This is a genomic window from Haliea atlantica (genome assembly GCF_054779855.1).
The window spans coordinates 570595-593459 of sequence record NZ_BAAGXL010000003.1 but is presented as its reverse complement, the minus strand read 5'-3'; the positions used below and the strand labels follow the sequence as shown (position 1 = coordinate 593459).

Genomic DNA, 22865 nt, shown 5'->3' with positions numbered 1-22865 from the left:
CCATGGCGGGCGCGATACAACTGGAAGCCAGCTGGCTGGCGGCACTGGAGAGCGAATTCCAGCAGCCCTACATGCAGCAACTCAGGCACTTCCTGCAGGCGCAGAAAGACCAGGGCGCGACGGTCTTCCCGCGGGGCGGGGAGATCTTCAATGCCTTCGCGCACACCCCCCTGGACCAGGTCAAGGTGGTGATCCTGGGCCAGGATCCCTACCACGGCCCCGGCCAGGCCCACGGCCTGTGTTTCTCGGTGCGCCCGGGGGTGGCGATCCCGCCCTCACTGCGGAATATCTACAAGGAGATTGAACGCGACCTCGGCATCCCCCCGCCCGACCACGGCAACCTGGTCCATTGGGCGGACCAGGGCGTCCTGCTGCTGAATAGCGTGCTCACCGTGAACGCCGGGCAGGCGGGCTCCCACCAGGGCAAGGGCTGGGAGACCTTCACCGATCGCGTGGTGGAAGTGGTCAATCGCGAGCGCGAGGGCGTGGTATTCCTGCTCTGGGGCAGCTACGCCCAGCGCAAGGGCGCGGTGATCGACCGCGAGCGCCACTATGTGCTGACCGCGCCGCACCCCTCGCCCCTCAGCGCCCACCGGGGCTTCCTCGGCTGCGGCCACTTCAGCGCCGCCAATGCCTGGCTGGCACAGCGCGGGCAAACGCCCATCGACTGGTCCCTGCCGGCGCTTTAGGCGAAACGGTACTCGCTCATCGGGCCGGTGACCATGTTGTGCACGTCACAGAAGCCCGGCAGCTCGGCGTACATCTGTTCGACCACCGCCGGGTCGCCGAAGTAGCGCGCCGGGTCGGTAAAGTCCCGCAGTTCGCGGAAGTGCTCCAGTACCAGCGCACGGTAGCCCGTGTCCGCGCCGCAGAGCTGGCGCGCCACCGCGTTGCGCTCGTAGGACCAGCGCAGCGGGTGCAAGTCGAAGGACAGGCGCGAATGTTCCACCTGCCAGTTGTGGTAGAAGCTCGCTTCGTCCTGCCCTTTGGGCTTGCCGTGGGCGGTGAACTGGCTCACCCCGGGGCGGCGCTCGCCCTCGCCCCAGTCCTGCGCAAAGGTCTGGGGCAGGGACTCGGTGACCAGATAGCCGGTCACACCCGGCGCCAGGCCGGCCAGATGCGCCTCGATCGGCCCGCGACTGTCCAGGCACTCCAGCCAGAACGCCACCACCGCCCCCAGCGATGCCCAGGGGCCGGCGATGCGGTCGGGGGCGGTATCCTGTACCTCGTCGTCGAGGTCGGCGATATTCAGGGTGATCTGCCGGGCCCCGTGGGTGCGCAGCAGGGGCGCTGTCTCTGCCAGCAGCTGCTCGCGCAGGCTCTGCGTGTCGGCGCCGGGCTCCCGGCCCAGCAGGTAGACGAGTTTCTCCATGGTGATTCCTTTCAGCGGTTGGGCGAAGGCGGATGTCTGATGATCACGGCGCCAGCCATCAGCCGAAGGGCACGGGGTAGGGCAGTTCCACCAGACTCAGGCTTTGCTTGTCATCCGGGGCCAGTCGCAGGCCCTCGCTGGCGGCGCTTTCCGTGGTGGTGACCAGGGCCAGCACCTGGCCGTCAGGGTCGGTGGCGGCGTTGACCACCTGCCCGGCGGGGCTGTCCTTGCCGGCCAGGTAGAGACTGTCGCCATCTGCTGGCGCGCTGCCGGCGGGGGCCTGCATCAGCAACAGGCGACGCTTGGCCTTGCCCTTGTAGTGCATGCGGGCGATCACTTCCTGGCCGGGGTAGCAGCCCTTGCGGAAGTTGATGTGGCCGGTGAGGTCGTAGTTGAGCTGCTGGGGCAGCAGTTCCCCGCGGGTGGCAGCGGTGATCCGGGCGACGCCCCGGCGCAGGCCGGCCAGCTCCCAGGCATTTTCGCTGTCGTCGGCGGGCAGGGCCTCGCGCAGGGTGGTCGCCAGGTCTGACCGGGCCGTGGCGTCCAGCCAGAGCTCGAAAGCCTCGCCCGCCTCGTCGAGCTGCACCACCGTGGCGCCGGCGTCGCCGCGCCAGCCCAGCAGGCCTTCGGGCAGGCTGTCGAACAGCGCTTCCAGGGCCGCCCGGGCCCCGGGCCCCTGTACACCCAGCAGCTGTAGCTGCTCCGCGGCGGGTTCCAGGGTCACCTTGGAAAACAGGGCGAAGCGGCCGAGTGCTTCCAGGGTGCTCTCGAGGATGCTGCGCCGCAGGCGCAGGCGGTAGTGCTCCGGCCCCAGGCAGAGGATCAGCACATCCGCCAGCACCCGGCCCTGGGGGTTGCAGAAGGTGCCACGGGTGGCCTGGTCCGCGGCGAGCTGCTTGAGGTCGCAACTGGCCTGGTTGTGCAGAAAGGTGAGGGCGTCGCGCCCGGTGACCTCGATGACTGCCTCGCGACTGAGCTCGGCGAGGGTGCTTGACGCCCCGGGGGCGGTGTTGGAAGCGGCTGCGCTGCGATCTGACACGGTGCTGTCGACTCCTGCAAAGGTCTGCGATGGGCGTGGCCACATGTGGCCACGCAAGCCGGTATAATACCGCTTTTGATCTTCCCTTGCCGGGACGGGAGCTGTAATGCTGGACACCGATGAACTCAATCGCATGCGCTGGGCCAGCCGGCGCGGCATGCTCGAACTGGACCTGGTGCTGGAGCCCTTCGTCAACCAGTGCTATGCCGAGCTCGAGGCCGCCGATCGGGCGCGATTCCAGCAACTGATGCTGTGCCAGGATCAGGAGCTGTTCGCGTGGTTCCTGCGCCGGGAAAGCCCGGAGGATCCGGAGATTGCCAGCATCGTCGACCGCATTCTGCGCTTTACGCGTCCTGACCTGGATTGACCCCCGGCCGCGCCTGGCCTGGTGCGGCCTCTGCCTGTTGTTGCTGCTTGCCCTGCTGGAAATTGCCCAGCGGGGCTATGTCACCGTCTCTCTACTCGGCTTTACCGCCTGGTCACCGCTGGCCTGGCTGGGCCTGCCCGCGGTGCCGGCGCAGCAGCGCCTGGCGCTGGGGCAGGCTGACCTGCGCTGGTGGCCGGCGCCGGCCCGAGAAGCGATTGACCTGCACCCGCTCCCCGGCTGCCTGCTGCTGCCCGGTTTGGTGGTCCTGCGCGCGGTGCCAGCCGCGGGTGGCGCCGTCCAGATCCTGTGGGTCTGGCGCCAGGACGTGGATCGCGCCGGCTTCCGGCATTTGCGGCGCTGGTTGATCGCCGCGGACCTGTGCTGAGCAGACAGCTCGCATCGCGCGGCGGGCCCTAGCAGCCGGCGCCTCCCTGCAGGCACGCGCGCTCTCTTCTATACTGACTGGCCAGCAAGCGACAACACGACGCAACCCTGTCCGCCCCGGGACAGACGCGACGCGTTGCACTCTCTGCCGGGCGGCATCCAGGGTTGGTGAACACACCTCAACCAGGGAGCTGGAGCATGGCCGCAAAGGAGGCAGCGCACACCGACAAACCCCTGGTGCTGATCACCGGCGCCGCCGGTGACATCGGCACTGCACTGACACAGTCACTGCAGCCCGACTACCGGGTGATCGGGCTGGATATCGTGACCGCGGAGGCCGCCGACGAAAGCCTCGACGTCGATCTGACCTCGGAGGACTCCGTCCGCCTGGCCCTGCGGGAGGTGGCCGACCGTCACGGCGGCGACTTCGCCGCGGTGGTGCACCTGGCTGCCTACTTCGATTTTTCCGGCGAGGCATCGCCGCTCTACCAGACGGTGAACGTCGAGGGCACCCGCAAGCTGGTTCGCGCCTTGCGGGATTACCGCGTGGAGCGCTTCATCTACTCCAGCACCATGCTGGTCCATCGCCCCGGCGTCCCCGGCCACAAGATCAGCGAAAACACCCCGATCGAACCGGGCTGGGTCTACCCCCGGTCCAAGGCAGAGGCCGAGGCGGCGATTCGCGAAGAGGCCGGCGACATGCCCTTCACCCTGCTGCGACTGGCGGGTGTCTACGACGAGCACACCTGCGTGCCCACCCTGTCGCACCAGATCGCGCGCATCTACGAGCGCAACCTGAAGAGCCACCTCTACGCCGGGGACACCGGCGTCGGCCAGGCTTTCCTGCACAAGGCCGACATGATGGCCGCCTTCCGCGCCACCATCGACCGCCGCCAAGAGCTGCCGGCGCAGGGCGAGATCCTGGTCGGTGAGGAGCACTGCGACAGCTACGAGGCGATCCAGAACCGGGTGGGGGAGCTGCTGCACGGCGTCGAGGAGTGGAAGACCTTGAGCGTGCCCGGCCCGGTGGCCAAGGCGGGGGCCTGGGCCGAGGCCCAGGCCGAGCCGGTGATCCCGGACGACTTCGACAAGGGCGAGAAACCCTTTATCCGCCCCTTCATGATCGACCTGGCAAACGACCACTACGAGCTGGACATTCGCCGCGCCCGGGAGCAGCTGGGCTGGGAGCCCCGGCACCGGCTCTTCGACGGCCTGGCGGCACTGGTGGACAACCTGAAGCGGGACCCCCGGGGCTGGTACCGGGACAACGGCATCACCCCGCCGGACTGGATGGCGGAGGCCGACGACCTGGGCCGCAATCCCGACCGCCTGCTGGCGCAGCACAACCAGCGCTACCGGGAGCAACACGGGCGGTCCCAGTGGGCCCACTACCTCAACATGGGGGTCGGGGCCTGGCTGGTGACCTCGCCGCCGGCGCTCGGCTACGCCGGCACCTGGCTCGCCTGGAGCGACCTGTTCGCGGGGCTGGCGCTGGTGCTTTTCGCGGGCCTTTCCCTGTCCTGGCGCCAGGGCTGGGCGCGCTGGGTCTGTGCACTGGTGGGCGTGTGGCTGCTGTTTGCGCCCCTGGTTTTCTGGACCGGGAGCGCCGCGGGCTACCTCAACGGCACCGTGACCGGCCTGCTGGCGATCGGCCTGTCGGCGCTGGTGCGACCGGCTCCCGGGGTGTCGCCCGTGGCCCTGGCCAGTGGTCCGACCACGCCGCCGGGCTGGGACAACAACCCCTCGAGCTGGTACCAGCGCCTGCCGATCATCCTGCTGGCCCTGCTGGGTTTCTGTATCTCGCGCTACCTGGCGGCCTACCAGCTCGGACACATCGACGCGGTGTGGGACCCCTTTTTCGCCGGCATGGCGGGCAAGAACGGCACCGAGGCCATCATCACCTCCGAGGTGTCCGAGGCCTGGCCGATCCCCGACGCCGGTCTTGGCGGTATCGTCTACGCCCTGGAAATCATGCTGGGCCTGCTCGGCGACACCCGCCGCTGGCGCACCATGCCCTGGGTGGTCGCTTCCTTCGGCGTGCTGATCGTCCCCCTGGGGGCGGTGTCCATCACCTTCATCATCATCCAGCCGATCCTCATCGGCACCTGGTGCACCCTGTGCCTGCTGGGGGCCGCGGCGATGCTGCTGCAGATCGCCTACGCCTTCAACGAGCTGGTCGCCACCGGCGGCTTCCTGCTGCGGCGGCGGCAGGCCGGGGCGCCGCTGTTGAAGATCTTCTTTACCGGCGACACCGACAGCGGCCGGCGCGAGGCGGAGGACGAGAGCTTCCAGCAGGCGGGTCCCGGCACGCTCCTGCGCGGGGCCTTCACCACCGGGGTCAACCTGCCCTGGAACCTGGCCCTGTGCCTGCTGATCGGCGCCTGGCTGATGTTCACCCGGGTAACCCTCGGCGCCGAGGGTGCGATGGCGGACTGGGACCACTTCACCGGCGCCATGGTCATCGCCGTGACGGTCGTGGCCATGGCCGGTGCCGCGCGGCCCCTGCGCTGGCTGCTGCTGCCGCTGGCGCTGATTCCCCTGGTCACGCCCTGGGTCTACGGCCTGGGCTGGCCGGCACTGGTGGCGAGCCTGGTCTGTGGTCTGGCACTGATTGCCCTGGCCTGGCGCCGCGGCCCGGTGCCCGGGCACTACGGCGAGTGGAGCAGGGTGCTGGTCTAGGGGGATCGGGGCCTTGCGCCCCGGGGGATCAGGCTGCCTGCGGGGCCGCCTTGCGCGCCATCAGGCGGGTGCCGACCCAGACCAGGCCGATGAAATAGGCGAAGGCCAGCCCCAGGGCGATAAAGGCGTCGCCGAAGTTCACCCCTTCCTGCACCGCGGGAATGGTCCCCGCGGTCAGGAAGAGCATGGTGGTCAGGTTGATGGCCACCGGCAGCCAGCCCATGACCTGGCAGTAGATCACCACCAGGATCAGCCCGAGGAAGATGAAACCGCCGGCTTCGCCGAACCAGCCGGGGAGGGCGAACAGCAGCCAGGCCAGGGTCAGGCCGACCACGGAACCTACCACGCAGGCGGCCAGCTTGTCCCAGGCCACATGCTCGATCCCCGCCCAGTAGAGCAGGAAGAGGAAACCGGCCCAGAACTCGTGCACGTCGAGGGCCGAGTTGATGGTGATGAAGCCGGCCACCACCACGATGATGCCCAGCAGCACGCCGAGGCCCTTGGCGGGTGTCATCGGCAGGGGCGCTTCGGGGTTGGTCTGGTCGGTCGGGGAGGATGCGTTCATGCGGGTTTCCTTATGCTGATTGTGGGGTGTTGCTGTTGTTGCTTCAGAGGTCGGGCTGCCGGGGCGCCGGCGGCCCGAGCGTCGGGCATGGCTCAGCCGGGGATAAACAGCTGGGCCGCCTTGCCGCCGTCCACCTCCAGGCAGACGCCGTTGACGTAGGTGGCATCGTCCGAGAGCAGGAAGGCAATCGCTGCCGCGACTTCTTCCGGCGTGCCGCCCCGCTGGGCCGGGATTGCCGCTTCGACCCGCTCCTGGGCCGCGGGATCCTGCTGGTAATAGTTGAGGTTGCCGGGGGTCATGATCATGCCCGGTGACAGGGCGTTGACCCGCACACCGTGGGGTGCGGCTTCCATGGCGGCGACGCGGCTGAAATGGATGGTCGCGGCCTTGGAAGCGGAGTAGGCGCCCATCCAGGGCATGGCGCGTTCGCCGTTGGTGGAGGCGATATTGACGATAGAACCCGAGCCCTGGGGCTGCATCACCCGCAGGGCGGCGCGGGTGGCGACGAAGACGGCGTCAGCACCGCCGGCGAAGGTCTGCCGCCAGGTGGCCTCATCGGTGTCGACAATCGCGCCCATGCTGACCTGGGCGGCGTTGTTGACCAGGCCATCCAGGCGGCCGTGGCGCTCGGCGACGCCCCGGATCAGGCTGTCCAGCGCCGCGCTGTCGGCGATGTCGACAATCGCGGTTTCCACCGAGCCGCCGGCCTCGCGCAGTTCCGCCGCGGCGGCTTCCAGGGGCGCCTGGCGCCGCGCCAGCATGACCACGTGGGCGCCGACCCGGGCCAGGTGGGCCGCGGTGGCGCGGCCAATGCCATCGCTGGCGCCGGTGACGATAACGATACGCTCTTGCATGCGGGTCCTCCCTCGAAATTGGCCGGTCTATCTTACCCGCGGGCGCGTGGAGGGACCTCCCTGCGTGGCTCAAGTGGGCATACCGGCGGGGAAGACCGCAGAGGTTTCGGTCGGGGCAGCATCGGGAACCGCGGCATGCCATTGCGAGGCGCCTGGACGAAGCACTGACGCTGGCTCGGGCGCTGGCTCGGGCGCCGCCAGAGCCCCGCCGGGTCAGGCCAGTGGCAGAACCACCTGTGCCTCGAGGCCGCCCAGGCTCGAGCGGGCCAGGGTGACCTCACCGCCGTAGAGTTCGGCCAGCTCCCGCACGATCGCCAGCCCGAGACCGGAGCCCGGGCGGCTCTCGTCCAGGCGGGTGCCGCGCTCCAGGGCCTGCTCGCAGTCGCTGGCGGACATGCCCGGGCCGTCGTCCTCGACGATCAGGGTCAGGCTTTGGGGCGTCTGCTCCAGGCTCAGCCGCACGCGCCCGTTGGCCCAGTGCAGGGCATTCTCCAGCAGGTTCCCGGCCAGCTCCTGCAGGTCCTGGGCGTCCATACGCACCCGGCCCAGGCCGGCCCGCTGCTGTTCAAACACCAGGCCGCGGCGCTGTGCCAGTACCGCGAGGGCTTCCAGCACCGGCGCCAGGGCCGTGTCGACCTCGGTGCCCTTGCCCAGGGCCACCGGGCCGGCGCTGGAGGCCCGGGCGAGGTGGTGGCGCACCGCTTCGTCCAGGCGCCGCAGCTCGGTCTGAACCGGGGCCTGCTGCTCCGGCGGCAGGCGCTCGCTCAGGGTGCGCAGGACCGCCACCGGGGTCTTGAGGGCGTGGGCCAGGTTGCCGGCGGCGGTGCGCCCGCGCTCGATCAGCGTGCGGTCGCGCTGCAGGACCTGGTTCACCGCCCCGGCCAGGCGCGCCAGCTCCCGGGGCAGGTTCTCGCCGAGGTTTTCCGCCTCGCCGCTCTCCACGGCGTGCAGGTCCTGCTCCAGCCGGCGCAGGGGCGCCAGGCCCCAGTGAATCTGCACGGCCAGCAGCCCCAGCAGGAGCAGGCCCAGGCCCGAGAGTGAGAGCACCAGCAGGCGCTGGAAACGGGCGACCTCCGCCTCTATGGGTGCCAGGTCCCCGGCCACCGCCACGGTCAGGGCCTCGGGCAGATTGGGCAGGTGAACCCGGCGTTGCTGCAGCCGCAGTGACTGGTCCCGCGGGCCGACGACCTTGCCGACCACCTGGGGCTGGGCGTCCAGCAGCGGCAGGCGCTGGTCCCAGAGCGAGCGCGAGGTGAGGGTGCGCCCCGAGGCCGTCTGCACCTGCCAGTACCAGCCGGAGTAGGCGCCGTCAAAGCGCGGGTCGCCGAGGGAGCGGTTCATCTGCAGGTTGTTGCTGGCGGGCTGGTAGTCGATGCCGGCGATGACCACGTTGACCAGCGAGGCCAGGCGGTCGTCAAAGCCGCTGTGCACCGCGCTGCGGAAGTTCCAGGCCAGCAGGCTCCCCGCCAGGGGCAGCACCAGCAGCACCAGCAGCAGGGCGGAGACCAGCAGGCGCGAGGCGATGGGCCAGGTCCGCGGGGCCTGCATCAGGCCTCCCGGTCGTCGTCGCTGACCCGGTAGCCCTGGCCGCGCAGGGTGACAATGCTGTGGTTGCCGAGCTTGCGCCGCAGGCGGCTGATGAGCACGTCGATCACGTTGGAGTCGGGTTCCTGGTCGCCATCGTAGACATGTTCCGACAGTTCCGCGCGGGAAACCACCCGCGGCGCCGCGTGCATCAGGTAGGACAGGAGCCGGAATTCCTGGGCGGTCAGCGCCACCGGCATGCCTGCGCGGCTCACCTGGCCGGCGTGGGTATCCAGGGCCAGCTCGCCGGCCTGCAGCACCGGGTGGGCGTGGCCGTGGCTGCGGCGCACCAGGGCGCGCAGGCGGAAAAGCACCTCGGCGGTCTCGAAGGGCTTGGTGACATAGTCGTCGGCGCCGGCGGAGAAGCCCGCGGCCTTGTCCGACCAGCGCTCCCGGGCCGTCAGAATCAGCACCGGCAGGTCGATGCCGCGCGCGCGCCAGCCCGACAGCCACTGGGTGCCGTTGCCGTCGGGCAGCCCCAGGTCCAGCACCACCGCATCGTAGCGTTCGGTGCTGACCAGGAAGTCCGCGCCGCGGCCATCGCCGGCGACCTCCACCAGCAGACCCGCGGAGCCCAGGGCCTCGGCGAGGTTGTTGGCCAGGGCCTGGTCATCCTCGACCAGCAGGACCTTCACGGCCTGCGCATGCCGCGAATATCGCGGCCCTCCATTTCGAGGATCTCGCCGCTGGCGGCGTCAATCTCGAACTCCACCACCTGGCCCCGGGGGCCCAGCAGCTCGATTTCGTAGACCCAACGGCCGTCCTCGCGCTCCGCCTCGACCTTGATCACCTCGCCCAGCCAGTCGTCCGTGAGGGTGTCCAGGATGGTTTCGAGGGGCTGGATACGCCCGGCCTGTACCTCTTCATAGAGCGCGCGCCAGTCCGCGGCATCGTCCGCCAGGGCAGTGGCGGCCCAGATGCCGGCAGTGGCTGCGAGTACTAGTGAACGTTTTTTCATGGGCGCATGATCGCAGGGCGAGGATGAACGAAGCATGAACAAAGCGCTCACCTTGCTGACAGTCTCACTCCGATAGTCTGGGCCCCAGGTTGCACAGAACGGCTGATCCCGGCCGCCGCAACCCGACCTCTTGAATGACGATGAAGGAGTTTACGATGAAACAATTTACGATGCTTGCACTGCTTGGTGGTCTCGCCACTGCCCCCCTGGTCATGGCCCAGAACTCGGCCCCGAGCCTGAATACGGCCCTGCAGGCGGCGACCCAGCATGGCGTGACGCAATTCCACAGCGTGGAAATGGAAGATGACAGCCAGGGCGGCTACGAGGTCGAAGGCTGGCTGTCCGAAGGTGGCTATGTCGAGCTGGATATCAACGCCGACGGCTCCATTGGCAAACAGAAGACGCACGACAAGCGTGGCGAGCCGGCCGGGCTGGGCCTGGCGGAACTCAGCCAGTACGCCCAGGCGGCCATGGCCCGGGGGATGGTGCAGATCGAGGCCTTTGAGGTGGACGAGGACGGCACCATCGAGTTCGAGGGCGTCGACCAGAACGGCCGCGAGCTGGAGGCCGACTTCCGTATCGGCCAGGACGGTGCCCTCAGCACGGGCGGCTCGTACTAGGCTCCCCGGCGGGCGCGTCCTCTCGCGCCTGCCGCGCTTTCGCGGGTTCCCGCACCAGCACCCGGTAACCCGCGGTCATCAAGCCCATCCCCTGCACCATGTCTTCCTGGGCCTGGCCCAGGGCGATTTTTCCCGTGGCCAGGGCGCCCAGCACCGACTGGAACAGATAGCCGAGCAGGCGAATCAGCGTGGGCCGCTGGTCCTCGGGCACATGGCCCAGGGCGTCGCCGACAAAATCCGCCAGGACGTCATCCAGCCCTTCGGTCACCGCCAGCACGCCCGGATCCGCGTTGGCCGTCGCACTGATCACCGCCGAGAGCAGCTGCGGCTCCCGATACAGCTCCGCAATCACCCAGCGAAAACGCGCCTGCACGGCCCCTACGGGATCTGCTTCCGGGTCAACGGCCGGGGGCTGCAGCGTCAGCTTTTCCGCCAGTTCGGCGCCCCAGACCACAATCAGTTCCGCCAGGGCGTGGTCCCGGTTGCGGAAGTACTGGTACGCAGTCATGCGGGTGACCCCGGCGCGCTCGGCCATGGCGTTCATGGTCACCGCGGCATAGCCGCCGGCGGCCGCGAGATCGCGGGTGGCCCGCAGCAGGCGGCCGAGGGTCTTCTGCTGTCGGGGCGAACGTGTCGGGGTGGCTTGCGGCATAATCTTACATATGTAATATTTGCCGGAATCTTACCCGCCCGCACCGGGCGTGTGAAGCCCAGATACCGACCCTGATACCGACAAGGAGACCGCGCATGCCCGGCAGTATCGGCCCGCTCTTGCCCAGCGACGAACAGTTCCACCATCAGGTCGTGGAGACCTTCGCCAGCGTCGGCCAGAGCGACCTGGCCTGGGCGGAAAAGGTCTGCGGCATGGCGGCGGCCATCGATGGCTCCCTGCAGATCGGCTTCGGCTTTGGCAAGTACACCAACCGCAACGTGGTGGACGCCTACGCCGGCATCGCCCGGGGCACGGAACAGTGGGTGGTGCGCGCCAGCCGGGCCCTGCACAGCGACACCGAGAGCGTGAATGCCGGGCCCATCCGCTACGAGATCATCGAGCCCCTGCAGCAGGTGCGCGTGGTGCTCGAGCCCAACCCCACCCAGCCAATCGCCTTCGACCTGACCTTCCACGCCGCGGCGGGCTGCGTGGTCGAGGAGCGCGAGGACCGCCGCGACCTGCACGGCTTCCGCAAGGCCACCGACCAGATTCGCTACCACCAGACCGGGCGCGCCAGTGGCTGGCTGGAAATTGACGGCGAGCGTATCGAGATTCGCCCCGAGGCCTGGGTGTCCACCCGGGACAAGTCCTGGGGCGTGCGTCCCTCGGTGGGCATGCCGCCGTCGGACCTCGAGCCCGACTACCAGCAGCACATTCCCCAGGCCCTGGCGATCTGGAACCCGCTGCTGTTCACCCGCGACGATGGCAGCGAGTACGCCTTTCACCACTACTACCTGCAGTTCGCCGGCCCCGGCTTCCTGCACCAGCGGGTGCAGGGCGGCTTCGAGGACGCCAGTGGCAAGATTGCCGGCATCAGTGGCATGACCCCCGCGCTGCAATTTGAGCCGCAGACCCGTCGCCTGCTGTCGGGGGAATTCCGCCTGCAAATGGAAGACGGCAGCGAGCGCCCCCTGGCGTTTGAAAAAGTCTCCGAAACCGGGTTTTATCTGGGTGCCGGGCACTACCACGGCGGCGACGGCCAGCATCACGGCAGCTGGCGCGGCGAGCTGCACGTCGACGGCGACCACGTGCGCGACGCCGCCGACCCGCAGGTGATCGAGCGCTACGGCCAGTTCCGCGACTGCGTGATCCGCGTCACCGACCCGGTCGGCGGAGGCGTGGGCTACGGCAACTGCCAGACCTATGTCCACGGCAGCTGGCCGGAATACGGGCTGGACCAGGCGGGGCACTGACAATCCGTCGGCCCGCGACGGGCAGCGAATAAAATCAACAACGACACAGGACACACGACAATGCTGGAATTGATAGCCCGCCCGGCGGACATGACCCCCGAGTGGATGACCCGGGCCCTGCGCGAGGCCGGGGTGCTGGGCGAGGGCAGGGTGAGCGCCCTGGACTACGAGTACATCGGCACCGGCAAGATCGGCGACAACGCGCGCTTTACCCTGCATTACGCCGGCGATGCCGCTGGTGCGCCGGCCACCGTGGTGGGCAAGTTCGCGGCCGAGGACGAGACCGCCCGCTCCCTGGCCGGCGCCCAGGGCGCCTACTACACCGAGGTGATGTTCTACCGCCACCTGGCCGAGCGCACCGCCATGCGCATCCCGACCGTTTACGCCAGCGTGATCAGCGAGGCGCGCGACGAATTCATCCTGCTGATGCAGGACCTGGCGCCCGCCGAGCCCGGCAGCCAGCTGATTGGCGCGACCTTGGCGCAGACCCACATGGTGCTGGGGGAGGCGGCCAAGCTGGCCGCGGCCTTCTACGGCGACGACAGCGTGATGGAACTGGACTTCGTCATGAATGCCGCCCGCAACGGCAGCGGCGAGCTGGCCCAGCAATACCTGCAGCAATGCTGGCCGACCTTCCTCGAGCGCTTCGGCGAGAACCTGAGCGAAGAGGCCAAGGCCTTCGGCGCCCGCTACGTGAATGCCCACAACCACTTCGCCACCCGCCACCCCGGGCCGCGCACCCTGGTCCACGGCGACCTGCGGGTCGAGAACATCCTGTTTACCGACGACAGCTGCTGGACGGTGGACTGGCAGACGCCCCAGATCAGCAGCCCGGTCACCGACATCACCTACTTCCTCGGCAGCAGCGTCGAGGTGGAAGACCGCCGCACGTGGGAGCGGGGGATCATGGAAGAGTACCGCGAGCGCCTGGCCGGCCTGGGCGTCGACCTGCCCTTTGAGGAAGTCTGGGCGCAGTACCGGGAGCAGAGCATGCACGGCCTGCTGCTGACCATCCTCGGCTCCAGCTTCTCCTCCCCCGGGGAGCGCAGCGACCGCATGTTCCGCACCGTGATCGAACGCCAGCTGCAGCACTGCCTGGACCTGGACGCCGGGGACTTCCTGCCCTGAGGCCGACGGACACCCAATAACACCGCGCGTCGGCGCTTATCCGGCGCGCCAGATGAGGACAGACCATGATTACCCGCTTCGACGATTTCTGCGTTCACCAGACCGTGCAGCCGGTCAACGAGCCCTCCCAGAGTGACCGCAACTTCTACGACCGCTACTGGTTCAACGGTTTCGACAGCGACGGCAGCTACCTCTTCGAGGTGGGCTTCGGGCTCTACCCCAACCGCCACGTCATGGACGGCCATTTCAGCGTGGCCATGGGCGATCGCCAGGTGGCCTTCCACGCCTCCCGCCGCGCGCCCCGGGAACGCGGCGAGACCGAAGTCGGCCCCCTGCGCATCACCGTCGAGGAGCCCCTGCGCGCCCTGCGGGTGACCCTGGCCCCCAACGAGCACAACATCGAGTGCGACCTGCTGTTCCGCGCCGCCAGCGCGCCCCACCAGGAGCCCCCGAGCATCCTGCACGACGACGGCCACCTGATCATGCACACCACGCGCTTTACCCAGCTCGGCTACTGGGAGGGGCATTTCAGCGTGGATGGCGAGCGCTTCGAGGTCAAACAGGCCTACGGCACCCGGGACCGCTCCTGGGGCGTGCGCCCGGTGGGCGAGCCCCAGGGCGGGGCCCCGGGCAAACTGAACAAGGAGCCGGGGGTCTACTGGATCTGGAGCCCGATCAACTGGGGCGACTTCTGCACCCAGATGGGGACCTTCGAGGATCGCGACGGCACGCCCACCCAGGTCAGCGCCGACCTGCTGCCGCTCTACGCCAGCGGCGAGCGGATCCCCGAGGGGGAGGAGCCCGGCATGGTCCCCATGCGCGAGGTCAAACACCAGCTCCACTACCGCCCGGGCACCCGATGGCCCGCCAGCGCGTCGATGGCCTTTGTCGACGGGGAGGGTCAGCACTACGACTTCACCCTCGAGCCACTGCAGCTGTTCCTGACCCTGGGGGTGGGTTACAACCACGGTGAGTGGGGCCACGGCTACTGGCGCGGCGAGCTGGAAACCGCCCGCGAGGAGTGGGACCTGGCGGCGATCAACCCCCTGGACTACCCCCACATTCACATCCACCAGGTGGTGCGGGCGCGCATGGGCGACAAGGTCGGCATGGGCACCCTGGAGAGCCTGATCATCGGCCGCCATGACCCCTCGGGCTTCAAGGACTTCTTCGACGGGGCGCAGTAGCCGGACCGCGGGGCGCCGCCCGCGCTGGCGCCCTGCCAGTGGGCCCGACTACGGCGCGCTCCCAGCCAGCCCGGCGGGTGGATTGGCACCCGCCGGGCTTCGTGGCAGAATCGCCGGCCCGTTTTGTTTGAGCCTGTGAAGACCCTATGGAAAAGCTCGTCGAATCCCTGATGTACTCCTCGCGCTGGATTCTGGCGCCGATCTACTTCGGCCTCAGCCTGGTGCTGCTGGCCCTGGGCATCAAGTTCTTCCAGGAGATCTTCCACGTCATTCCCGAGCTGCTGAGCATGAAGGACACCGACCTGATCCTGGTGTCCCTCACCCTGGTCGACATCGCCCTGGTGGGGGGGCTGCTGGTGATGGTGATGTTCAGCGGCTACGAGAACTTCGTCTCGCGCATCGACGTGGCCGACGAACAGGAAAAGCTCGGCTGGCTGGGCAAGGTCGACTCCGGTTCCCTCAAGAACAAGGTGGCCGCCTCCATCGTGGCGATCTCCTCGATCCACCTGCTCAAGGTGTTCATGAACGTGGAGAAGACTACCTCGGAAAACCTGATGTGGTACGTGCTGATCCACATGACCTTCGTCGCCTCGGCCTTTGCCATGGGCTATCTGGACAAGATCACCCGGGTGAATCACTGAGGACGTTTCCGCGGAAACGTCCCCCGGCGGGCGCGTCACGCGCAGCAGCGCGTCTCGCCCGCTGGAAATGCCCCTGTATTTATTTTACCCGCGATGAACGAAATAGATTGACGCGGGGTGCCCCGACCTATACCTTGGCTGCAGCTAGAAATTAAACAACTTTTTATATCCTCCATTTCGTCGCGCTCCTGTAGTACTTCGTCCTGTAGCATCTAAAACATTTGTCTGCTTTCACGCTAAACCCGCCTCGCAGAGGCACACTTATTTTTTCTACAGGATTACTGTTATGTCTACTTCTACCGGCACCGTGAAATGGTTTAACGAAGCAAAGGGTTTTGGCTTTATCGAGCAAAAATCCGGCCCGGACGTTTTCGCCCACTTCAGTGCGATCGCTAGCTCCGGCTTCAAGACGCTGACCGAAGGCCAGCAAGTTGAGTTCACCGTGACTCAAGGCCAGAAAGGCCCCCAGGCTGAGAACATCGTCGCTATCTAATAGCGCGAGTTCTCTCCTAAGAAAGGCAGGCCGAGAGGTCTGCCTTTTTTGTGCCTGCGTTTTGAGTGAAGCGCGGGTCGCTCCATCAAGGGCCTCTGGCTCGCATCGACGATCGTGCTGTTCTGCACGGAATTCCGTTCTGATTCTCCCTGTAATAACTTCCTGAAGTCCTCAGTGTGAACTGTGTCGCGGCCTGGCGCACGGTGTGTTTTGGGGGCTCTTCTGTGCGTGGTATAAACGTGAGTTGGTTTTTTCAGCGGCCTGTGGCTGAATTTGAGGGTTTGGCGTGGGTAGGGCGTTGATTTTTAGTGATATTTTTGGGGGCGGGTTTGGTGGTGGTGTGGACTGGTTCGAGCTTGCTAATTCCTGGTGCTGATAGCATGGATTCTACATGTTGTTGAAAGGCCGGGACTTTCTGGGAGATATGGTTTGTTCAATCACCGAGTTAGCGAGCCAGGCGTTAGTCGGCGTGGTCTTGCTAACTAGCTGTTATACGTCTATCCAGGTCCAAGCATGTCTATCAAGGTAGAGATCTATAAGGACAGGATGGTTTTAACCGAATCCACCCGAGTGGTTACTGTCCATCCGCTCCGGCCGTACTTTAGTCGCCGCCTACTCGTTGGCTCCTTTGATCCGGCAGTCGAGTGCCTGAAAAGAGGCTTAACTGAGCTCGGAGTATTTGGCCTCTTCAAAAGCAAGCCGAAGATACAAGTCTATGCTCGCGAAATGGCCGAAGGGGGCTTGTCGGAGGTGGAACATCGGTGTCTTGCAGAGCTGGCCTACACAGCTGGGGCAGGAGAAGTCGAGGTGGTGGAATAAACGTATAACAAGCGGCACCAGCCGGAGCCAATTTCCGCTCCTGCGTCGCTCCAACTGGCCCGCTGTGCCGGGCGTTATGTGCCTGGAACGAATCAAGCTACATCGAACTGAGGTTTGCGCCATGCCGTTAAAAGATGTTGATTTTACAGTTCGTGTCATTGGTGAGAATCCTCATCGCAAAGGCACTGATAATTGGCGCGCAGGGCAGATTGTGGAGGCAATGGAAGGATGTCATGTCAGCAGCATCCTTTCGGCCCTACGGTCATTTGAAGAGAATCGAATTGTTGGTGTTGCCGACCCTGCGCGTTGGTTGTCTCATTTTGCCGGCTTGGAGAGTGCTAGCGCATCTAAGAAAATTGAACCTTGGATTGAAGTGCTACATGGGAAGCAGCCCGTGCAATCCAGGGCAAGTTATAGAGAATTAGTTAAAAAAGAATGTTCCTAGAAAAGCACATAACAAGTCAGGGCTGCGGACGCGTAAACCGCGCGCGCCGCAGCCTGCGGCGTTAGCCAAAACAACAAGGAAGCACCGTGAAATTTGATTTTTCAGCGCAATTTCTTCGAATTAACCCACCAGACACAAGCTTCGGGGACGCTTGGGAATCACTTTGCTTCACATTGCTGGATGCAGAGCTTAACGATTCCTCCTTGATTCGGCTTCGACCACCCGATAAGGGCGTGGATATACTTCATAGAAATGCGCAAAGAGCTTTTCAGTGTAAGAGCAATGAACAAGGCGCATTCGGGTCGTTAAGTTCGACCGAAAGCATTAAATCTCTAAACTCTGCATTTGCGGAAAAAGAAAGGTTGTCTTGGGAAATATTTGCTTTCGCCACAAACGCCAATTATACCGGTAATGCATTCACGTCAATAATAGGTGCTGCCAAAGAATTAGGGTTAAGTGAAAAGCAAATAGAAATTCTAGGCCCGGAGCATTGGGATAAGCTTTGCATTCGCCACGCAGATTTAATCTCGGATCGGTTTGACTATAGAATTCCTGTGACAAGAGATCGCGTAATACAAGCATTTGAAAATCAACGCTACTTTTCGAAATATGTGTCGCAATACACATCAGAAATTAAAAATTCTAACCTGGTAATGCGCATTTCAAACAATCGAACTCCAGCGATACTAGAAATACCCTTTTCCCCAGATCTTACCGTTGAAAACCTTATCGATGTCGTTAAAGATTTGCTTGGTGTTTCACTTGAATGGACTAATTATCAGGATTTAGGTACGTCAGCTGGACCTTCAGTTTCACTTACACTGGGCAAGGAAAAACAATCATTCAATAAAAAGCTCGGTGAGCTAAATCTGGGTAAGGAGAATGAATTAGAATTCTGGATCACCATTGTATGGCGCGACGAGGAAAAGAAAGATGCAATGGAATCAGAGACACATATGAAACGCTTCAATCTCGCATATCTTAGCGAGTTTAAAACAACAAGTCGCGGCTCTATTTCCTATGCAGAGAGAAGAGAGAAAACAGTTTCACGTTCCGAAGAGATTATAGAAAATATGCTATGGAATGGTCTGAGGCAACTAAAAATAGGCTAACAAGTGGCATCAGTCGGAACGTTTTTCCGCTCCTTCGTCGCTCCAAAACGTCCGCTGTGCCAAGCGTTAGCCACCAAGGCCATCCCATGCGAGAACCCACTGCTCCTGATATAGAAACTTCATTCGAATACCACAGACGACATTCTGAGATTTCTATAGATAAATACGTCAAAGCAAAAGCACTGGAGCTCGCTGAGTCAATTCAGGGCTTGGAGAAGATATATCTTGATACACGCTTTTGGGTGCTGCTTCGTGATGCCCACATGGGACGGTCAAAAATTCAGGCTGCCTATGAGCTGATCGGCAAGATAAGAAGCGCCGTAACGAGCGGAAAGGTTCTCTGTCCGATTAGTGAGTCCGTGTTTCTGGAGTTGTTGAAGCAGCAAGATCTATCCACCCGGCAGGCCACAGCAGAGCTAATTGATGAATTTAGTCATGGCATAACGCTGGTTCCGTACGAACAACGGGTTGCACAGGAGTTGGTTAGTGTCATTGCCGTGCCCACACCCAACGGTGCTCAGTATCACGAGCCCAAAGACTTGGTGTGGTCGAAGCTCAGCTATGTTTTGGGCGTAGCGCACCTTTCCGAGACACCCTTTCCTCCGGAAGAGCAACTCGTCATTCAAAAGTCATTTTTCGACCATATGTGGCAGATTCCATTGGTTGAAGTGCTTTCCTATCTGGAGGACGGAGCATTTTTTCCACCCGAGCAGTTTGGTGAAACGGCAGGCAAACTGAATGAGCTCAATCGGAATCATCAAGATGAGGTGAAGAACTTCAAGCAGGTCTATCTTGACGAAATCCGCGGCGCGTTGAGTCTGTTCATGCATGTGCCCCGCATGTGGCCGGAGAATGAATATGAGAGGGTATCGGGCGTTTCGGCTGCGTGCTCGGACCATGAAATAGAGGAGCGTGAACAGAAATGGCATACAGTATTCGGAAACTTGGTCACGAAGAGGTCCGTGGCGCTGAGATTGCCGAGTCTGCATGTTTCTGCCTTATGTCATGCTGCGGTTCGCTGGGATAAAGCGAGAAAATTGGTAGCGAATGATTTCTACGATTTCCACCATGCGGCAGCCGCAGTTGGATACTGCAGAGCTTTCATGACGGAGAAACCGTTAAGGTCACTTCTTCAGCAAAAGCATCTCCAATTGGCGAACGACTATCCATGTGTGGTCATTGCTGACATCAATGAAGCCGTAGAATGGGTGGGGGAGCGAGTTGGTGGCTAACAAGTGCATCCACGGCGATCCAAAAACCGCTACGCGGTTTTCGGTCGCGTGATGCTTGGCGTTAGGAGGAAAAATGATCGATCTACAGCTGGACATTACCGATCTTGAAGACCTGCAGCATGAGCAAAATAAGTTCATGGAAAAGGAACTACTTGACTACGGTAAGAAGCATCTTGCAGCAGGAAACAGGATTATTATAAAGTGGTCTTATGTGAATGCACCTGACGATTTCATCCGGGCCTTTACGGACCAACAGCAGTTTGAAACGTTTTGGAAGAGTCTGTTCGGATAAAATCGATCTCGTTATGGTATCGCTTTGACAGCGAAAGTCAGGAGGTGTGATGAGCAACAATCAAAAATGCAGCCACTGTGACGGATATAAGCAGCGTGGCCATAACTATTGCCGTATGTGTGGCTTCCATCTTACGCAGGGCTACGTTCAGAACGCAAGGGTTGCCGAGGGTTACAACACGAATGAAAAATTTTGTGGTTACTGTGGCGGCCCGAAGCATGATTGCTCCTGCTGAGTCATATCCTCCTAACAAAACCAAGCACAGCGACAGCTTTTTCGTTCCGGCTTCGGCTCCACTACAAAGCTGCGCGTATTGGCGGCGTTGGGCAGGCAAATGAAACATAGTCATGACCATGCCGCGCAGATAGTGCCTGCAGTCACAATATTGGCTCCTCGACTTATAACTAGTCCACGAATTTTACAGGCTAGCGATGCCACAATCACCTGAACTCGCCGGCGGCGAGGGTTTTACCTTTGAAGGGGACGCGGCTGCGTTTTACCTCACCGCATTGCTAGCCGAGGCTTTTGCACCCGGCATTGATGATCGAATCGTTGTCCGAGTGTCGGTTCAGCAGCGCGACTTCGGCGAACCGCTCGATGATGTAATCGTCGATTTTGGAGGGATAGCAAAGAACCCCGCTCGGCTTAGCCTCCAGGTGAAACGTTCGCTTACGATCAGCAAGGCAAAAGCGAACAAAGACTTTCGCGACATCATCCGAGACAGTTGGGCCACACTAAAAAAGTCCGACTTCCGCATCAATGCTGATCGCTATGGGGCAGCTGTTGGCACGGTTACGCCTACCAAAGAAAGGGCGCTCAAGACCCTTTGCGATTGGGCCCGTGAAAGTCTGACAGCTGACCATTTCGACGCTCGCTTTGCGAAAGATGGCAGCGCTAGCGCCGACATCACAGCGGTCAAGAGCGACGTCATTGCCCTACTGGAAGAGGCGAAGGGGACACCGTGCACGAGTGAAGAAGTGCATCAGTTCTTGGCGCACTTTGTGCTCATCCAGTTCGATTTCCTTCGAGAAGGAGCCACTGATCCGCCTGATGCCATTAATCGCATTCGAGATTGTCTCGTGCCCGATGACGCAGCCAAAGCCCCACTCGTCTGGTCGCGGGTCGTTCAGTTAGCCCGCGCATCAGCAGGGAAGTCAGGCCAGTTTGATCGCGCGCGGCTTGTGCGTTCGATCTCATCTGTTGCACGCCTTCGAGGCGCGACGTCCTTGTGCCGAGATCTCGACAAGTTGAAGGAGCTCGCAAGGAGCTACGAGAACCTTATTCCGGACGATGTTGGCGGAATAAAGCTCGACCGAACCTCGCTCCTTGAGAGGCTGGACGCCAAGCTTACCGCAGCCCGTGTCGTCCAGGTCCGAGGCCTGCCAGGAAGTGGCAAATCAGTCTTGGTGAGGCGAGCGGTACAACGCGCGCTAGAACGCGGACCGGTCCTCTTCCTCAAAGCCGAACAGCTCGAAGGCACCAGTTGGATCAGCTACGTGGCCTCGCAGAGACTCTCTGGTGCTCCCCTGGAGCAACTTCTCGTGGAGATCGGAGCCGCCGGCACTCCCATTTTGTTTATCGATGCAATTGATCGCATTGAGAAGGAGCACCAGCCCATAATCCTCGACGTAATCCGTGTCATCGCGGAGTCGCCGCTGCTCGATAATTGGCGCGTCGTTGTCTCCCTGCGCGACACAGGGATTGAAGTGCTTCGCAATTGGTTAGGCCACTTCCTTGATGTCCTGAAGGTCGAGACGCTTGACGTTGGTCAGCTGAGCGACGAAGAGGCTGAGACGCTTGCAAAAGCCAAACCACACCTGAGGCCACTTCTGTTTGGATCAGCGCAGGTGCAAGAGATCGTCCGGCGCCCCTTTTTCGCGAAGGTGCTGAACCAGAGTTATGTGGCTGACACCAGCGTCCCGACATTCGCTCCCCGATCTGAAGTCGATTTGATCGAGAATTGGTGGCGGCGGGGTGGCTACAACGAGACCGGCCAAAGCGCGATTGAGCGTCAGCGCGCATTGCTTGACTTGGCACGTATTCGTGCCCGCCAGCTAAGCCAGCCGATTCGCATTAGTCAGCTAACCTCGGCCGCACACATTGATGATCTAAGATCGGATGGCATACTTCAGAACGCTCGTGAAGGGATCTCCGTCCGCTTCGCTCACGATATTTTCTTCGAATGGGCCTTCTTCTATGTCCTGGCTGATCGCGGGCCCCAATGGATCGAAGAGATCAAGACTTGCGGCGAGCCGCCAGCGGTCGCACGCGTCGTCGAACTTGTTTCCCAATGGGAGTACGCACATGGAGAAGACTGGCCAACGTACCTCGCCCAAACCGAGGGTTCGGACCTTAGATCACAATGGCTGAGAGCGTGGCTGATCGGTCCCCTCGGAACTGCGAGGTTCGAAGCTGATGAGGGCCAGTTCGCGACGGCCGTCTTTGCCGACGACTTCCGGCTTTTCAGAAAGGTGCTCGTCTGGTTTCAGGCGGAGAAGACCTCTCCGAATGCGAGTATCCTGGCTGGCACGCTCCCACAGGAGCAACGCCAACGGTTCGCTGATCTTCTCGGCTGGCCTTCCGACTTCGCCGCGTGGCGTCGCCTCATCGGCTTTATTCTCCGGCGCGTTTCAGATATTCCGCAGAGGCTCTATCCGGAGGTAGTCGCAATCTTCGAGGTCTGGCAGAACGCCCTAGCCGAACTTCGCAACCCGACGTCTCGCGCTCTTTTACAATAATGCGCTATCTGGCTCGCCGCCATCGACGTGCTCAGTACCGCTGATGGGCCTGACGAAAACTTTGAGTACTGGGCGCGGGTGCCCGACTTGGGCGCTTTCCGAAAATCTCTTGGCCAACTTCTCTTAAGATCGTCGAGAGCCGAGCCGACCCTTGCGGCCGACTATTTGCAGCGGGTCGTCGCTTTAGAACGCATCCGTGATGATGCGTTTCATGACATCATTGCCTACTCACCTGTACTCGCCCAATCGCTGCCTCAGTCGATCGTTGAGCTTTCACTGGTTTTCTTGCGCGAAGAGCTTCCTGACGAGCAAGTTGCCCGTGAAAAGCAGGAGCTTCGGGCCGCATCCGAGTGGCGCAAGGCCATTCTGGCCAAGCCTGAAGCCGAGCGCACGCGTAAACAGCAAATGGCGCTTTCCTTCGGTGTTTCTTTGCGGTAACCGTTCATTCCAG

Annotated in this window: 25 protein-coding genes; 16 read left to right on the top strand and 9 right to left on the bottom strand. The window is 63.0% G+C overall.

The annotated features are described in order from the left end of the window. Window positions 1-2: 2 nt before the first annotated feature. On the top strand, window positions 3-689 hold the full coding sequence (ung, locus tag ACYVGS_RS02775; protein ID WP_460587108.1) for a uracil-DNA glycosylase: 687 nt from the start codon (window positions 3-5) through the stop codon (window positions 687-689). Here the strand turns inward: ung and ACYVGS_RS02770 are convergent. Both ACYVGS_RS02770 and ygfZ read right to left on the bottom strand, forming a co-directional pair. Beyond that, entirely contained in the window at window positions 686-1372 is a 687-nt protein-coding gene (locus ACYVGS_RS02770; RefSeq protein ID WP_460587107.1) for a hypothetical protein, read from the bottom strand. The two genes, ung and ACYVGS_RS02770, sit on opposite strands and share 4 nt — an antisense overlap. A gap of 58 nt (window positions 1373-1430) precedes the next feature. Continuing rightward, a complete protein-coding gene (gene ygfZ, locus ACYVGS_RS02765; protein WP_460587106.1) occupies window positions 1431-2411 on the bottom strand; it encodes a YgfZ/GcvT domain-containing protein in 981 nt (326 codons plus the stop codon). A gap of 106 nt (window positions 2412-2517) precedes the next feature. Between ygfZ and ACYVGS_RS02760 the strand changes: the two genes are divergently transcribed. The 3 genes from ACYVGS_RS02760 to ACYVGS_RS02750 all read left to right on the top strand — a co-directional run bounded on the left by ACYVGS_RS02760 (window position 2518) and on the right by ACYVGS_RS02750 (window position 5841). Beyond that, complete coding sequence (locus ACYVGS_RS02760) at window positions 2518-2778, top strand: FAD assembly factor SdhE (RefSeq protein ID WP_460587105.1); 261 nt, start codon at window positions 2518-2520, stop codon at window positions 2776-2778. Beyond that, on the top strand, window positions 2726-3163 hold the full coding sequence (locus ACYVGS_RS02755) for a hypothetical protein (RefSeq protein WP_460587104.1): 438 nt from the start codon (window positions 2726-2728) through the stop codon (window positions 3161-3163). The genes ACYVGS_RS02760 and ACYVGS_RS02755 overlap by 53 nt, the downstream gene beginning before the upstream one ends. Window positions 3164-3360: 197 nt before the next feature. Beyond that, window positions 3361-5841, top strand: coding sequence for an NAD-dependent epimerase/dehydratase family protein (locus ACYVGS_RS02750; protein ID WP_460587103.1), 2481 nt, complete (start codon window positions 3361-3363; stop codon window positions 5839-5841). A 28-nt stretch (window positions 5842-5869) separates the two neighbouring features. Here ACYVGS_RS02750 and ACYVGS_RS02745 read toward each other — a convergent pair whose 3' ends face one another. From ACYVGS_RS02745 to ACYVGS_RS02725, 5 genes are all read right to left on the bottom strand, one after another. Then, the gene (locus ACYVGS_RS02745; RefSeq protein WP_460587102.1) at window positions 5870-6406 is read right to left on the bottom strand and encodes a hypothetical protein; all 537 of its coding nucleotides are present in this window, start codon (window positions 6404-6406) and stop codon (window positions 5870-5872) included. A 92-nt stretch (window positions 6407-6498) separates the two neighbouring features. Then, on the bottom strand, window positions 6499-7260 hold the full coding sequence (locus ACYVGS_RS02740; RefSeq protein ID WP_460587101.1) for an SDR family NAD(P)-dependent oxidoreductase: 762 nt from the start codon (window positions 7258-7260) through the stop codon (window positions 6499-6501). Window positions 7261-7473: 213 nt separating this feature from the next. Next, on the bottom strand, window positions 7474-8808 hold the full coding sequence (locus ACYVGS_RS02735; protein WP_460587100.1) for a sensor histidine kinase: 1335 nt from the start codon (window positions 8806-8808) through the stop codon (window positions 7474-7476). Further along, window positions 8808-9479 carry a response regulator transcription factor gene (locus ACYVGS_RS02730; protein WP_460587099.1) on the bottom strand — a complete coding sequence of 224 codons (672 nt, stop codon included), beginning with the start codon at window positions 9477-9479 and terminating at the stop codon, window positions 8808-8810. The genes ACYVGS_RS02735 and ACYVGS_RS02730 overlap by 1 nt, the downstream gene beginning before the upstream one ends. Continuing rightward, window positions 9476-9802 (bottom strand): PepSY domain-containing protein, encoded by a 327-nt coding sequence (locus tag ACYVGS_RS02725; RefSeq protein WP_460587098.1) that lies wholly within the window; start codon window positions 9800-9802, stop codon window positions 9476-9478. Before ACYVGS_RS02725 ends, ACYVGS_RS02730 begins: the two co-directional genes overlap by 4 nt. A gap of 155 nt (window positions 9803-9957) precedes the next feature. On the opposite strand from ACYVGS_RS02725, the gene ACYVGS_RS02720 reads away from it, so the two are divergent. Beyond that, entirely contained in the window at window positions 9958-10422 is a 465-nt protein-coding gene (locus ACYVGS_RS02720) for a PepSY domain-containing protein (protein ID WP_460587097.1), read from the top strand. On the opposite strand, the gene ACYVGS_RS02715 is transcribed toward ACYVGS_RS02720, so the two are convergent. Next, window positions 10400-11074, bottom strand: a complete 675-nt coding sequence (locus ACYVGS_RS02715; RefSeq protein WP_460587096.1) for a TetR/AcrR family transcriptional regulator — start codon at window positions 11072-11074, stop codon at window positions 10400-10402. The two genes, ACYVGS_RS02720 and ACYVGS_RS02715, sit on opposite strands and share 23 nt — an antisense overlap. Window positions 11075-11169: 95 nt before the next feature. On the opposite strand from ACYVGS_RS02715, the gene ACYVGS_RS02710 reads away from it, so the two are divergent. The 9 genes from ACYVGS_RS02710 to ACYVGS_RS02670 all read left to right on the top strand — a co-directional run bounded on the left by ACYVGS_RS02710 (window position 11170) and on the right by ACYVGS_RS02670 (window position 19676). Next, window positions 11170-12327: a hypothetical protein gene (locus ACYVGS_RS02710; protein WP_460587095.1), complete on the top strand. Its 1158-nt coding sequence runs from the start codon at window positions 11170-11172 to the stop codon at window positions 12325-12327. Between the two features lie 60 nt (window positions 12328-12387). Continuing rightward, complete coding sequence (locus ACYVGS_RS02705) at window positions 12388-13455, top strand: protein kinase family protein (protein WP_460587093.1); 1068 nt, start codon at window positions 12388-12390, stop codon at window positions 13453-13455. A 65-nt stretch (window positions 13456-13520) separates the two neighbouring features. Next, window positions 13521-14642, top strand: a complete 1122-nt coding sequence (locus tag ACYVGS_RS02700) for a hypothetical protein (protein ID WP_460587092.1) — start codon at window positions 13521-13523, stop codon at window positions 14640-14642. 146 nt (window positions 14643-14788) lie between these two features. Then, window positions 14789-15283: a YqhA family protein gene (locus ACYVGS_RS02695; RefSeq protein ID WP_460587091.1), complete on the top strand. Its 495-nt coding sequence runs from the start codon at window positions 14789-14791 to the stop codon at window positions 15281-15283. A gap of 286 nt (window positions 15284-15569) precedes the next feature. Beyond that, the gene (locus ACYVGS_RS02690; RefSeq protein ID WP_460587090.1) at window positions 15570-15776 is read left to right on the top strand and encodes a cold-shock protein; all 207 of its coding nucleotides are present in this window, start codon (window positions 15570-15572) and stop codon (window positions 15774-15776) included. 940 nt (window positions 15777-16716) lie between these two features. Continuing rightward, a complete protein-coding gene (locus tag ACYVGS_RS02685) occupies window positions 16717-17040 on the top strand; it encodes a hypothetical protein (RefSeq protein ID WP_460587089.1) in 324 nt (107 codons plus the stop codon). Between the two features lie 86 nt (window positions 17041-17126). Next, a complete protein-coding gene (locus ACYVGS_RS02680; protein ID WP_460587088.1) occupies window positions 17127-18152 on the top strand; it encodes a hypothetical protein in 1026 nt (341 codons plus the stop codon). A gap of 86 nt (window positions 18153-18238) precedes the next feature. After that, window positions 18239-19384, top strand: a complete 1146-nt coding sequence (locus ACYVGS_RS02675; protein ID WP_460587087.1) for a hypothetical protein — start codon at window positions 18239-18241, stop codon at window positions 19382-19384. 73 nt (window positions 19385-19457) lie between these two features. Then, complete coding sequence (locus tag ACYVGS_RS02670; protein WP_460587086.1) at window positions 19458-19676, top strand: hypothetical protein; 219 nt, start codon at window positions 19458-19460, stop codon at window positions 19674-19676. A 37-nt stretch (window positions 19677-19713) separates the two neighbouring features. Here ACYVGS_RS02670 and ACYVGS_RS02665 read toward each other — a convergent pair whose 3' ends face one another. Further along, window positions 19714-20025: a hypothetical protein gene (locus ACYVGS_RS02665; RefSeq protein WP_460587085.1), complete on the bottom strand. Its 312-nt coding sequence runs from the start codon at window positions 20023-20025 to the stop codon at window positions 19714-19716. 82 nt (window positions 20026-20107) lie between these two features. Between ACYVGS_RS02665 and ACYVGS_RS02660 the strand changes: the two genes are divergently transcribed. Together ACYVGS_RS02660 and ACYVGS_RS02655 are read left to right on the top strand one after the other, a co-directional pair. Then, a complete protein-coding gene (locus tag ACYVGS_RS02660) occupies window positions 20108-22414 on the top strand; it encodes an NACHT domain-containing protein (protein WP_460587084.1) in 2307 nt (768 codons plus the stop codon). A gap of 27 nt (window positions 22415-22441) precedes the next feature. After that, the gene (locus tag ACYVGS_RS02655) at window positions 22442-22852 is read left to right on the top strand and encodes a hypothetical protein (RefSeq protein ID WP_460587083.1); all 411 of its coding nucleotides are present in this window, start codon (window positions 22442-22444) and stop codon (window positions 22850-22852) included. The last annotated feature ends 13 nt before the right edge of the window (window positions 22853-22865 follow it).